General features: G+C 67.6%; 13 protein-coding genes. 2 read left to right on the plus strand and 11 right to left on the minus strand.

Annotation, left to right across the window (positions count from 1 at the left end):
- Positions 1–115: 115 nt before the first annotated feature.
- The 11 genes from IU514_RS06780 to rlmE form a co-directional block, all read right to left on the minus strand.
- Positions 116–772 (minus strand): lysoplasmalogenase family protein, encoded by a 657-nt coding sequence (locus IU514_RS06780; protein ID WP_194930318.1) that lies wholly within the window; start codon positions 770–772, stop codon positions 116–118.
- Positions 773–902: 130 nt separating this feature from the next.
- Complete coding sequence (locus tag IU514_RS06785) at positions 903–2,195, minus strand: adenylosuccinate synthase (protein ID WP_194930319.1); 1,293 nt, start codon at positions 2,193–2,195, stop codon at positions 903–905.
- Between the two features lie 219 nt (positions 2,196–2,414).
- Complete coding sequence (locus IU514_RS06790) at positions 2,415–2,603, minus strand: DUF2065 domain-containing protein (protein ID WP_194930320.1); 189 nt, start codon at positions 2,601–2,603, stop codon at positions 2,415–2,417.
- Positions 2,604–2,618: 15 nt separating this feature from the next.
- Positions 2,619–3,482: a protease modulator HflC gene (gene hflC / locus IU514_RS06795; protein ID WP_194930321.1), complete on the minus strand. Its 864-nt coding sequence runs from the start codon at positions 3,480–3,482 to the stop codon at positions 2,619–2,621.
- Complete coding sequence (gene hflK, locus IU514_RS06800) at positions 3,479–4,600, minus strand: FtsH protease activity modulator HflK (RefSeq protein WP_194930322.1); 1,122 nt, start codon at positions 4,598–4,600, stop codon at positions 3,479–3,481. Before hflK ends, hflC begins: the two co-directional genes overlap by 4 nt.
- 179 nt (positions 4,601–4,779) lie before the next feature.
- The gene (hflX, locus tag IU514_RS06805; RefSeq protein WP_194930323.1) at positions 4,780–6,102 is read right to left on the minus strand and encodes a ribosome rescue GTPase HflX; all 1,323 of its coding nucleotides are present in this window, start codon (positions 6,100–6,102) and stop codon (positions 4,780–4,782) included.
- Positions 6,103–6,221: 119 nt separating this feature from the next.
- Entirely contained in the window at positions 6,222–6,497 is a 276-nt protein-coding gene (gene hfq, locus IU514_RS06810; RefSeq protein WP_194930324.1) for an RNA chaperone Hfq, read from the minus strand.
- A 165-nt stretch (positions 6,498–6,662) separates the two neighbouring features.
- Positions 6,663–7,637: a tRNA (adenosine(37)-N6)-dimethylallyltransferase MiaA gene (miaA, locus tag IU514_RS06815; protein WP_194930325.1), complete on the minus strand. Its 975-nt coding sequence runs from the start codon at positions 7,635–7,637 to the stop codon at positions 6,663–6,665.
- A 798-nt stretch (positions 7,638–8,435) separates the two neighbouring features.
- Positions 8,436–9,335, minus strand: coding sequence for a dihydropteroate synthase (gene folP, locus IU514_RS06820; protein ID WP_194930326.1), 900 nt, complete (start codon positions 9,333–9,335; stop codon positions 8,436–8,438).
- Between the two features lie 348 nt (positions 9,336–9,683).
- The gene (ftsH, locus tag IU514_RS06825; protein ID WP_194930327.1) at positions 9,684–11,582 is read right to left on the minus strand and encodes an ATP-dependent zinc metalloprotease FtsH; all 1,899 of its coding nucleotides are present in this window, start codon (positions 11,580–11,582) and stop codon (positions 9,684–9,686) included.
- A 67-nt stretch (positions 11,583–11,649) separates the two neighbouring features.
- The gene (rlmE, locus tag IU514_RS06830) at positions 11,650–12,297 is read right to left on the minus strand and encodes a 23S rRNA (uridine(2552)-2'-O)-methyltransferase RlmE (RefSeq protein WP_194930328.1); all 648 of its coding nucleotides are present in this window, start codon (positions 12,295–12,297) and stop codon (positions 11,650–11,652) included.
- An 81-nt stretch (positions 12,298–12,378) separates the two neighbouring features.
- On the opposite strand from rlmE, the gene yhbY reads away from it, so the two are divergent.
- Entirely contained in the window at positions 12,379–12,684 is a 306-nt protein-coding gene (gene yhbY, locus IU514_RS06835) for a ribosome assembly RNA-binding protein YhbY (protein ID WP_194930329.1), read from the plus strand.
- A gap of 46 nt (positions 12,685–12,730) precedes the next feature.
- A complete protein-coding gene (locus IU514_RS06840; RefSeq protein ID WP_194930330.1) occupies positions 12,731–13,102 on the plus strand; it encodes an Mth938-like domain-containing protein in 372 nt (123 codons plus the stop codon).
- Positions 13,103–13,110: the final 8 nt, after the last annotated feature.

Below are 13,110 nucleotides of genomic sequence, written 5' to 3' on the forward strand. Positions count from 1 at the left end.
GCCGCGCAACTACGGAAACGCTGCACGATCTGACGACAGGCATTGGTGGCTGGAAGCCACCAATGTTGGCGGATGTGTGGCTGCCTTGATGGAATCGCCGGGGCGTCGCGCCCCGTCAAACCATGGCGAGCGCGCTCCCCACCGAGCAGGCCAGCACTAACTGCGCGGCGTAGTACAACGGCAGGCCCCACGCCCGGTTGGTGAAACCCGGAGCGACGAAGCGATCTCGCGCCACCGAAATGTCGGAGGCGGCAAACGCGATGGCGCCGGCCGCAAGCGCCCAGGCGCCGGATGCGGGGCTTGCGGCAATGGCCAGCGAGCACATCGCGACGATCGCCGCCACATAGGCGGACACCGCGACACGGTAGAACGGCGACAGATGCGGCCACAGCCAGCGCAGGACGATCCCGCCCACGCAGGCCATCGCCAGGAAGCCCACGGCGAGCGCGATGCGACTCGACGGCAATTGCGCGAACGCGGCGGCGAACGCGACGTGCGCCAGCAGGAACGCGCCGATGCCGAACAGGAAGATGCGGCTTCGCGCCGACAACAACAGCGCGTCGCCCACCCAGCTCAGTACGAGTGCCACGAGCACCAGTCGGCCGTAGTGCGTGTCGGATGCACCCAGCTGCAACGCGAGAAGCACGAACGCCGTGCTCGCGGCGAGCTTGAAGATCGCGCGACCCAGGCGCCAATGACGCGATTCCGCCCAGACCAGCGCGGCGGTCGCCGTCGCGCAGGCGATCAGCCAGAGTGTCGTACCGGTCCCCATGCCCTGTGGCCTCCAGATGTCCTTATTCGAGCGGCCCGGCGAGCTTATGCAGGCCGCGCCCGCCCAACAAGTCACCCAGAAAAAGCCCCGCTTCCGCGGGGCTTTTCGTGCAGTCAGTCAGTGCAGCGGCTTACGCGAACGGATCCTGCAGCACCATGGTGGCGTTGCGGTCCGGACCGGTGCTGACGATGGCGATCGGGCAACCGGCCAGTTCCTCCAGCGCGCGCAGGTAGGCGCGTGCGGCGGCCGGAAGCTTGTCCCACTCGGTGATGCCGTGCGTGTTCTCTTCCCAGCCCGGGAACTCCAGGTACACCGGCGTGCACTCTTCCCAGCCAGCGGCGTCGAGCGGCGCGTACTCGGTGCGCTTGCCGCGGTATTCGTAGGCGATGCAGATCTTCAGCTTCTCCATGCCGTCGAGCACGTCGAGCTTGGTGATGCACAGGCCGGTGATGCCGTTGACCGCGACGGCGCGACGCAGCGCGACGATGTCCATCCAGCCGCAGCGGCGCGGACGGCCGGTGGTGGCGCCGTACTCGGCGCCGCGATCGCGCAGGCCCTGGCCGATCTCGTCGTTGAGTTCGGTCGGGAACGGACCGCCGCCGACACGCGTGGCATAGGCCTTGGCGATGCCGAGCACGTAGTCGACCGCGTCCGCGCCCACGCCGGTGCCGGCATAGGCGCCGCCGACGGTGGTGTTGGACGAGGTGACGTACGGGTAGGTGCCATGGTCGATGTCCAGCAGCGAGCCCTGCGCGCCTTCGAACAGCACCTTCTTGCCCTGCTTGCGCAGCTCGTGAAGGATGCCGGCGACGTCGGACTTCATCGGCTCGACGTATTCGCCGAAGGCCAGCGCCTCGTCGAGGGTCTTCTGGAAGTCGACGGCTTCAACGCCCAGGTACTTGGTCAGCACGAAGTTGTGGTAGTCCATCGTGCTGCGCAGCTTCTCGGCGAGCTGCTGCGGGTAATGCAGGTCGGCGACGCGGATGCCGCGGCGGGCGACCTTGTCCTCGTAGGCCGGGCCGATGCCGCGGCCGGTGGTGCCGATGGCCTTGCCGCCGGCGGCCTTCTCGCGGGCCTGATCCAGCGCGATGTGGTACGGCATGATCAGCGGCGTCGCCGGGCTGATCTTCAGGCGCGAACGCACTTCCACGCCGTTCGCTTCCAGCTCGCCGATTTCCTTCTGAAGGGCGGCTGGCGACAGCACGACGCCGTTGCCGATCAGGCACAGCGCACCTTCGCGCAGGATGCCGGAGGGGATCAGGTGCAGGACGGTCTTCTTGCCGCCGATGACCAGGGTATGACCGGCGTTGTGGCCGCCCTGGAAGCGCACCACGGCGCCGATGTCCTGGGTCAGCAGATCGACGATCTTGCCCTTGCCTTCATCGCCCCACTGGGCACCGAGAACGACGACTGACTGACCCATCACAGAGCTCCTGTACTGCAAATACGGTGGGGGTGCCCGGACGTCCGGGCGATTGGCGGGAGGGTCCCGCAAACAGCAAGAAAGCCGGCGGGGAATGCCCCCGTCCGGCTTTTGTGCATTATCCGGGTTTTGGGTCGCCGGGGCCACCCCGGACGGCGTGAAAGCAGCAGCCCGCCCCGGGCGGCAAACCCTGGCCTGGTCCGGCCTACGGACCCCTCGCTACTGCCTCACCAGCCACAACGACAGCAGACCGACGCCCACTGCCACCGCGCCGACCAGCCGCAACAGGCGGTCGGGCAAGGCGTGGAGCTGCTCGGCGGCGCGCTTCCAGCCGCGCGGGGCGACGAAGAGGAACAGCCCCTCCAGCACCGCGACCAGGCACAGGGCCGACAACAGCTCGATCGACATCTGCAGGCGGCGCCGTCAGCGGTCGGACCTGAGGTACTGCAGGAACGGGTCGTCGCGGTCGAGCACGATCACGCCATCGCCGTCGGCAAACGAGCGGCGGTAGGCCTCGAGGCTGCGCTGGAATGCGTAGAACGAGGGATCCTTGTTGGCCGCGGCGGCATAGGCCTGCGCGGCAAGCGCATCGCCCTCGCCGCGCAGGCGCTGGGCATCGCGCTCGGCCTCGGCGACGATCACTTCCTTGTCGCGGTCGGCCTGGGCGCGCACGGTATTGGCCTGCTCGGCACCTTCCGCGCGCAGGCGGCTGGCGACCTGCTGGCGCTGCGCGCGCATGCGGCGGTAGACGTCCTGGATGACCTGGCTGTCGGTCGGCAGGTCGATCTGCTTGATGCGCATGTCGACGATGCGCACGCCCATGGTGGCGGCGCCTTCGTTGATCGCCTTGATCTGATGGCCGATGACCTCGGCGCGCGAGCCGGAGACCACCTGCTGCAGCGTGCGGGCGTTGATCTCGTTGCGCAGCGAGTCCTTGATGATCGGCGCCAGGCGTTGCACGGCCACCGATTCGTCGCCGCCGGTGGCGCGGTAGAACGCGCGCACGTCCTCGATCATGCCGACGGCGAAGAAGTCGACGCTGACGTCCTTGCGCTCGGAGGTGAGATAGCGCTCCGGCTCGGCGTCGAGCACCTGCAGGCGGCGATCGAACACGCGCGCGGTTTCGACCAGCGGCCACTTGAAGTGCAGGCCGGGACCGATGTCGCTACGCGAGACGCGGCCGAAGTTGAGCACCATGCCGGTCTGGCCTTCGTTGACGACGAAGACCGAGCCGAGCAGTGCGAGCAGTGCCGCCACGATCAGGGCGACCCACATGGAAATCCTCATCGTTCAACCTCCTCACGGCCGGCGGGGCGCGGCGCGCGGCCGCTGCGGGCCGATTCCTGAGCCTGCTGCTCGATGGTGGTGATGGCCGGGGCCAGCGCTTCCGGTGCCAGGATGCCGCTCGCGGAGGCGGCCGGACGCGCGGCGCCCTTCTCAGGCATCGGCACGTAGAGCAACTGGCGGGAATCGCCGCCGACGATCTTGCGGTTGTCCGCCAGCACCTGCTGCAGCGTTTCCAGCCAGAGGCGCTTGCGGGTGACTTCCGGCGCCGCCTTGTACTGGTCGACCAGCAGCGAGAAGCGGTCGGCGTCACCCTGCGCGCGCGCGATGGCGGCGGTCCTGTAACCCTGGGAGACGGTGCGCACGCGGGCTGCCTGGCCACGCGCCTCCGGCACCACCTGCGCGGCGTACGCGCGGGCTTCGCTGATCAGGCGGTCCTTGTCCTGCTGCGCGCTGTTGACGTCGTCGAAGGCCGGCTTGACCTCTTCCGGCGGGCGCGCGTTGGGCAGGTTGAGTTCGGTGACGTCCAGTCCGGTGCGGTAGGCCGCGAGCGACTTCTGCAGCTGCTCGCGCGCCGACACGGCCAGCGCGTTGCGCGCGCCGAGCACGGTGTCGAGGGTGGAGCGGCCGACCTGCTCGCGCACGGTGCTGAGCGCGGCCTGCTGGAGCATCTGGTCGCCATCGCGGGTGCCGAACAAGTACAGCTTCGGATCGCTGACGCGGTACTGGACGTTGATCTCGACGAAAACGATGTTCTCGTCGGCAGTCAGGACCGGCACGTTGTCGCTGAAGGTCTTGATCTGGGTGGCGTTGAGCTTGGTCACTCGCTCGATCGGCCACGGCGCCTTGAAGTGCGGACCCGGCTGCAGGACGCGCGAGAACTGGCCGAAACGCAGGACCACGCCGCGCTCCTGCTCGGTCACCAGCACGAAGCAGTTGAAGGCCAGCCACAGCGCGAACACGATGCCGACCCAGCGCAGGATGCCGTTGCCGCCGCCTCCGAGGCCGCCGAACAGGCCGCGAATGGAGTCGATCACGCCATCGAGGCCGCCGCCTCCGCGTCGCCGCGGGGACCGGCGATCGCCGCCGGAATTGTCACTGCCAGGGGTGTTCCAGGCCATGCCTGCTCCTAGGTTGTGGGAGGCACGTCCCGTCCTGGGACGCGGGCACCACGGCGATGCCGGAGGGTGCCATCGAATGCAGCGACGCGATCGACAGGTTCAGACGGCCGGCTGAACAGTCGATCGCGGGCGCTTGGTGATTCTAGGTGTGGGCCCACCCTGCCTCAAGCAAGGGCAGATCATGCAAGGTAACGGTCGGCTTCTTCGTCATCGGCCGGCAGGGTTTCCAGCAGCGGGCGCAGCCACTCGCCGTGGGCCTGGGCGAACAGGCGCTGCGCGTCGGCGATGGCCAGGTCGACCTCCAGCAGCCAGCCGTGCTCGTCGTGCGACTCGGCACGCACGGCGCCGAGCTCGTGCAGGCGGGCGCGCAGGCGCGCGGCCTGCGGCGGTACGCGCAGCGTCCCGGCGACGTGGCGAAGCTCCAGCGCCTCGGCCAAGGCCCTGCGCAGCAGGTCCATGCCGGTGCCATCGCGAGCGGACACCCAGACGCGGTCGCGGCCCTCACCGGGGTGATCGTGGCGAGGCGCGGCGCCCTCGACCCGGTCGATCTTGTTGAATACCAGCACCTGCGGCAGGTCCCCGGCGCCGATCTCCTCCAGCACCTCATCGACCTGGCGGATGCGCTCATCACGCAGCGGGTCGGACGCGTCGACCACGTGCAGGAGCAAATCGGCTTCGCGCGCCTCCGACAGGGTCGACCGGAACGCGGCGACCAGCGCATGCGGCAGGTCGCGAACGAAGCCGACGGTGTCGGCGAGCACCGCGCCGCCGCCGGGTAGCTCGATGCGGCGGACGGTGGGGTCCAGCGTCGCGAACAACTGGTCGGCGGCGTAGGCATCGGCGCCGGTGAGAGAGTTGAACAACGTCGACTTGCCGGCGTTGGTGTAACCGACCAGCGCCACGCGGGGCAGTTCGCTGCGCATGCGTGCGCGGCGCATCTGCGTGCGCTGCACTTCGACTTTGTCCAGACGCTTCTGCAGCTGCTCCAGGCGCTTCTGCAGCAGGCGGCGGTCGGTTTCCAGCTGCGTTTCGCCCGGGCCGCGCAGGCCGATCGAACCGCCGCGCTGGCGCTCCAGGTGGGTCCATCCGCGCACCAGGCGCGTGGCCATGTGGCGCAACTGGGCCAGTTCGACCTGCAGCTTGCCCTCGTGACTGCGCGCACGCTGGGCAAAGATGTCGAGGATCAGGCCGGTACGGTCGACCACGCGGCGCTGCAACTCGCGTTCGAGGTTGCGCTCCTGTCCGGGCGTCAGCGGGTGGTTGACCAGGATCAGGTCGGCGCCGGTCGCATCGGCGGCCGCCTTCACTTCTTCCAGCTTGCCGCTGCCGATCAGCATGGCGGCATTGGGACGGTCGATGCGGGCGGTGAGCACGGCGGCCACGGTGGCCCCTGCCGAACGCGCGAGGTCGGCGAACTCCTCCAGCAGACCCTCATCCGGCGGACCGCCGGCATGGGGCTGTATCAGAAGCGCGTTTTCGCCTTTTTTGGATCTTTCAAACAAACCGGGGCATGCCTGTGTGGGGACCTCAGACGAGGCCTACGACCAAGATGGGCCCGCCCCCGGGCCGACACAAGGGCAGTTCGTTTCCGGCGCGGGGCCGGAGCCTCTGCCCGTGCCGATTACTCGGCTTCGTCGCTGCCTTCGCTCGTGCCGTCCGCCGACTGGACGTAGCCGCCGCCCGGTCCCACGCGCACGTTGCGCGCCGGAACGACCGTGGAAATGGCGTGCTTGTAGACCATCTGGCTGACGGTATTGCGCAACAGCACCACGAACTGGTCGAAGGATTCGATCGTGCCCTGCAGCTTGATGCCGTTGACCAGGTAGACCGAAACCGGCACACGTTCGCGACGCAGCGCGTTCAGGAAAGGATCCTGCAAAGATTGCCCCTTGGACATCTGTTACTCCCCGGTCGAGTTCTAGTTATAGGGTGATCGGCCGTGTCAGCTGGCCGTGTCGCCGGCCTGTCCCCACAGCGGCGACGGGGCCGATGGTAACGCAAGTCGACGACGCTGTTCGCTCTCCAATGGGACCAAACGCACGGTCCGCGATCCTGCGGTCGCTCAGCCAGCGGATCGGGAGGCGCCGCCGGCGAACAGCGCCAGCGCGGTTTCGAGGTCTTCGCGCTCGCGGAGCGGGTCGAACCATCGCGCGTCGAGCTCGCCGCGCAGCCAGGTCAACTGGCGCTTGGCGAGCTGGCGGGTGGCGTAGATGCCGCGGTCGCGCAGCTCTGCGGCGTCGAACGCGCCATCGAGATGCTCCCAGGCCTGGCGGTAACCCACCGCCCGCAGCGCGGGCAGTTCCAGCGGCCGCGGATGATCGCGCAACCCGGGCATGGCGCGCAGGCTGCGGACCTCGTCGAGGAAGCCGCCGGACAGCATCGCGTCGAACCGGCGGGCGATGCGCTCGTGCAGCACCGCGCGGTCGTCCGGCGCCAATACCAGCTTCAGCACCCGGTACGGCAGTCGCGGCACGGCGACGGCATCGCTGCGCCATTGGCTGATGGTGCGGCCGGACAACCGATAAACCTCGAGTGCCCGCTGGATGCGCTGGGCGTCGGTGACATGGATGCGCGAAGCCGCCAGTGGATCGACGGCGGCCAGTTCGGCATGGAGCGCCGCCCAGCCGCGCTCAGCGGCTTCGGCCTCGATCCGGGCACGCGTCGCCGCGTCGGCCTCCGGCATCGGCGACAGGCCGTGCAAAAGCGCATGGAAGTACAGGCCGGTGCCGCCGGCAAGGATCGGCACCCGACCGCGAGCGGCGATATCGTCGAGTGCGCGGCGCGCATCGGTCGCAAACTCGGCCGCTGAGTAAGGCTGCCAAGGCTCCCGCAGGTCGACCAGGTGGTGCGGCACCCTCGCCTGCTCCGCGGCGGTCGGCTTGGCCGCGCCGATGTCGAGGCCGCGATACACCAATGCGGAGTCGACGCTGACGATTTCCCCGCCGAGCTGTTCGGCCCACTCCAGGGCGAGCGCGGTCTTGCCCGACGCGGTCGGGCCCATCAGTGCGATGGCGATCGGTCGTTGATCGGCGGACATGGGAGGGCTCGTAACACCTGGGGGCCGGGCCGTCGGGCGCGGCCGGCGGAAGCGAAGCCTCGCACAGTCGTGCGCGGGCTTTCCACAATGGCTGTGGAGAACCGCCGGGGCAAGCCTGTGGACAAGGCGCTGCGACGCAGCAACGGCAAGGCCCTCCGGCTGATTGGCGATTTTTTGTCCACCCTCTTCCGGATGTCCACAAGCCCTGTGGACAAGCCTGCGGACAGACGCGTGATGAAGCCCCGCATCGCTTGATGGGATGGGGCTTGCCGCAGGTTTGGCGTTTTTTTGACCAGTGATTCGCATTGACAAATTGCGGCACATGCGCCGCATGCCGCCAACACCGACGCCGCTGCGATGCAGCAACTTCATCCGGCTCTGCGAGTGCGCATAGCGCACTGTCCACAACATCTGTGGACAAGCCTGCGGACAGACGCGTGATGAACATGCTGCGAGCCAGCAACGACGCGGGCTTCGCGAAGTTTGGACATTTCTTGACCACCGCTTCGGTTTGACATCCTGCATTGGATGCTCGTGCCGGCTCGATCGGCCCGCTCACCCCACGACTACGTTGCGCTGACTGATCCACGCACGACCCAAAGCAGCAGCGCGGCGACGGCGTGGACTGACGTCAAGCGTCTACGAGTCTGTTCGCGCTGGTCGTCATTGCTGTCCACAGACGCTGTGGACAACCATGCGGACAGCGGTGTGGAGAATGCGCTGCGAGCCTTGCGCCGCAAGGCTCAGCGCAATATTGATCAAAAATTGACCACGCCGGAAGCCAACGAAAAGCTTGACTTATTCGTCGTCAGGCCACTTGAGCGAAGTCGCGCTCTTGTCCTTGCGCGCTTGCGGCATGGCGGCTAGCGCGTTCCACACCTTGATCGCGTCCACCGTGGCAGCCACGTCATGCACGCGCAGCAGCTTCGCGCCGCGTTGCGCGGCGATCAGGTGCGCAGCCACCGAACCCGATACACGTTCGCGCGGATCGTCGCGGCCCGTGAGCTCGCCGATGGTGCGTTTGCGCGACAACCCCGCCAGCACGGGAACGCCGAGCTCAGCGAAGCGATCGAGGTGCGCAAGCAACTGCAGGTTGTGCTGCGTGTTCTTGCCGAAGCCGAAGCCGGGATCGACCACGATCTTCTTCTTGGCGATGCCGGCCATCTCGGCAGAAAAAATGCGCTCCGCCAGGAAGCGATGGACCTCGGCGACGACATCGTCGTACTGCGGCGACTCCTGCATCGAGCGCGGTTCGCCCTGCATGTGCATCAGCACCACCGGCACGCCGAGCGAGGCTGCCATATCGAGCGCGCCCTCTCGGCGCAGTGCGTAGACGTCGTTGATCATGCCGGCACCGGCCGCCACCGCGGCGCGCATCACCTCCGGCTTGGACGTGTCGATGCTGATGGGCAGCGCGATCTGCTGCGCCAGGCGCTCGATCACCGGAATGGTGCGGCGCAGTTCCTCCTCCAGCGACACCTCGGCGGCGCCGGGACGCGTCGACTCGCCGCCGATATCGAGGATGTCGGCCCCCTCCTCCGCCAAACGAAGCCCGTGCGCGACCGCGGCTTCCAGCGTGTCGTGCGCGCCGCCGTCGGAGAAAGAATCCGGCGTGACGTTGACGATGCCCATCACCCGGGGGCGGTCGAGCACCAGCGGGCGTCCGTTGCAGTCCAGGGTGGGGGCGGTATCGAACATGGGCGGGATCCTTGTAGATGCCACGGCAATGCTAATGCCTTCGCGGAAGCAACAGCGGCAGGCTCGTGGGCGGCGGGCGCGGGGCGGTCCGGGCAGCCGCTCCTCGATAATCGCTTGGTGCCCGAACCACCCCGCGCCCGCCTGGAAGGTTCGCTGCTGTTCGAGGACAGCGGACAAGCGTCCACCAGGCTCCGGGAATATCTCCAGCGCGTGCTGGATGGCCTTGCGAACCAAGCGATTATCGAGGAACGACTTCGCGGGCCATCCGGCCCGCGCCTCCGCCAGTTCAACGCCAAAGAAAAAGCCGGCATTTCTGCCGGCCTTTTCCTGGGTAGATCAGTACAACCGTCAGGTCTGCGCCGCAGGCCCGCCGATCGCGCCGGGGCGCTCGCCATCGTCCTTGTTCGGCTTGCCCGTCTTGGACCAGTCGGCCGGCGGACCCGGAGTACGACCGGCCATGATGTCGTCAATCTGGTGCGCGTCGATGGTCTCGTACAGCAGCAGCGCATCGGCCATCACGTGCAGCTTGTCGAGGTTGTCCTTGAGGATCTGCGTGGTGCGTCCGTAGGCCTTGTCGAGGATGCTGCGCACGACTTCGTCGATGCGGCGCGCGGTCTCGTTGGAGACGTTCTTGTGCTGCGTGACCGAGCGTCCGAGGAACACCTCGTCCTCCTCCTCGCCGTAGGCGATCGGGCCGAGCTCGTCCGACAGGCCCCACTTGGTGACCATGTTGCGCGCCATCTTGGTCGCACGCTCGATGTCGTTGGAGGCGCCGGTGGTGACCTTGTCGGTGCCGAAGATCAGCTCTTCGGCGACGCGGCCGCCATACAGCGAGCACAGCTGCGATTCGATCGCGGTGCGGTTGTAGCTGTACTTGTCGCCTTCCGGCAGGTACATCGTCACGCCCAGCGCGCGGCCGCGCGGGATGATGGTGACCTTGTAGACCGGATCGTGCTCGGGAACCATGCGGCCCACGATCGCGTGGCCGGCCTCGTGGTAGGCGGTGAGCTTCTTCTCCTCCTCGCTCATCGCCATCGAGCGGCGCTCGGCGCCCATCAGGATCTTGTCGCGCGCCTTGTCGAAGTGGTCCATGCGGACTTCCTTCGCGTTCTCGCGCGCGGCAAACAGCGCCGCCTCGTTGCAGAGGTTGGCGAGGTCCGCGCCCGAGAAGCCCGGTGTGCCGCGGGCGATCGTCATCGGTTCGACGTCGTCGGCCAGCGGCAGCTTGCGCATGTGCACGCGCACGATCTGCTCACGGCCCTTCACGTCGGGCAGGCCCACCACGACCTGGCGGTCGAAGCGGCCCGGACGCAGCAGCGCCGGATCGAGCACGTCAGGACGGTTGGTCGCGGCGATCACGATCACGCCCTCGCCACCTTCGAAACCGTCCATCTCGACCAGCAACTGGTTGAGGGTCTGCTCGCGCTCGTCGTGACCGCCGCCCAGGCCAGCGCCGCGATGGCGGCCGACCGCGTCGATCTCGTCGATGAAGATGATGCAGGGCGCGTGCTTCTTGCCCTGGTCGAACATGTCGCGCACGCGGCTGGCGCCGACGCCGACGAACATCTCGACGAAGTCGGAACCGGAAATGCTGAAGAACGGCACCTTGGCCTCGCCGGCGATGGCGCGGGCCAGCAGGGTCTTGCCGGTGCCCGGCGGGCCGACCATCAGCACGCCGCGCGGAATCTTGCCGCCGAGCTTCTGGAAGCGGCCCGGGTCACGGAGGAACTCGACCAGTTCGCCGACTTCTTCCTTGGCTTCGTCGCAGCCCGCGACGTCGGCCAGGGTGACCTTGACCTGGTCCTCGCCCTGCAGCTTGGCGCGCGAGCGGCCGAAACTCATGGCGCCCTTGCTTCCACCCTGCTGCATCTGGCGCATGAAATAGATCCAGATGCCGACGAACAGCAGCCATGGCAGCACGTTGATCAGGATGTACAGCAGCGACGGGCCGTTCTGCGGCGGTGCCTGGTCGATCGCCACCTTGTGGGTGATCAGATCGTTGACCAGGTCCTTGTCGCCCGGGCTGTACGTCGTGAACTTGCTGCCATCCTTGCGTTCGCCCGTGATCGTGGTGCGATCCTCGGCGATCTTGACCTGCTTGACGCGGTCCGTCTGGACCTGCTGAACGAACTGGTCGTACGCCAGCGTCTCGCTGCCTGCCGCCCGCGGGCCGAACGCCTGGAACACCACCATCAACACGACGGCGACGATCACCCAGAGCAGCAGATTCTTGGCCAAGTCGTTCATCTATTCCTACCTGACGCCTGTCGGCGTTGTTGCAGCGGGGGAGGCGCACTCCGGCGCCGATGGCACATTACTTCATTACCGCACGCTTGCCCTGTGCCAGGGCATACACCTCGGGCGACCGCTTGCGCGAGGCCTCCGGCTTGCGGATGACGACCTTGTCATAGCGGCGCCGCAGCTCTTTGACGTACTCGTCGAAGCCCACGCCCTGGAACAGCTTGATCAGGAACGCTCCGCCGGTACGCAGGTGCTGGTCGGCGAACTCCATGGCCAGTTCGGACAGGTACATCGCCCGCGGCATGTCGACCGCATCCACACCGCTCTTATTGGGGGCCATATCCGACAGGACAAGGTCCACCGGTTTGCCGCCCACGGCGTCTACCAGCTGCGATAGCACCGCATCGTCCCTGAAATCCCCATGAAGGAATTCGACGCCGGCCAGGGACGGCATTTCCAGGATGTCCAGGGCGATCACGCGGCCCGGACGGGCCGGATCGAGGCGGTCGAGCTCCTGCCGGATCCATTGCGACCAGCCGCCCGGGGCTGCCCCCAGGTCGACCACGACCATCCCCGGCTTCAGCAGGCGGTCGCGCGCGACCAGCTCCTCCAGCTTGTAGGCGGCGCGTGAACGCATGCCTTCCGCCTGAGCCTTCTTCACGAAGGGGTCGGAGAAGTGCTCCTTGAGCCAGCGCTGACTGGATTTGCTGCGGGTCGCCATGGGGCGCGTGGTCGGACGTGGGGACGTGGGGGCGGTCATGATACCCTGCACGCCGCTCCCCCTCCCGCTTCCTGTGCCCAGATGCCGACTGTCCTGACCTCCGCCCAGACCCGTTTCCTGCGCGGCCAGGCTCATGACCTGAAAGCCATGCTGCAGGTTGGCGGCAAGGGCATCACCGATGCGCTGGTGGCGGAAATCGACCTGGCGCTTGAGCACCACGAGCTCATCAAGGTCAAAGTCGGCGCGGAAGATCGCGACACCCGCGATGCCATGATCGACGACCTGGCCGACCGGACCGGCGCCGCGCTGGTCCAGCGCATCGGCCATACCGCGATCCTGTACCGGCCGAGCAAGGACAAGCGCCAGATCGTGCTGCCGCGCTCCTGAAGCGCACCCGCCCCGACGTCATCCGGAGGGGTTGGAAGCAAAGACGATGCAGCTGAACCTCGAACGCCCCGAACACGAGTTCTTCCTGCGCAGCGCCGATGGCGCAAGCGCGCGGGTCAACGATCGCCGCCTCCAGGCCAGCTTCGTGCTGGCGCCCGACCGGCTCGTGGACTGGACTCCGCGTGACGCAAAAGCGCTGACGCCGGCGGACATGGAGCCGCTGCTGGCGCTGGAGCCGGAGGTGATCCTGCTCGGCACCGGCGCCACCCAGGTGTTCCCGCCCGCCGCCACGCTGGCGGCGTGCCTGAGCCGGAAGGTCGGGGTCGAGGTCATGACCAATTCAGCCGCGGCGCGCACGTTCAATGTGCTGGCCGGCGAAGGGCGGCGCGTGGTGGCCGGGTTCATCCTGAACGAATAGTCGGCCTT

The sequence above is a fragment of the Lysobacter niastensis genome, assembly GCF_015453285.1.
In the GTDB taxonomy this organism is placed as follows: domain Bacteria; phylum Pseudomonadota; class Gammaproteobacteria; order Xanthomonadales; family Xanthomonadaceae; genus Lysobacter_J; species Lysobacter_J niastensis.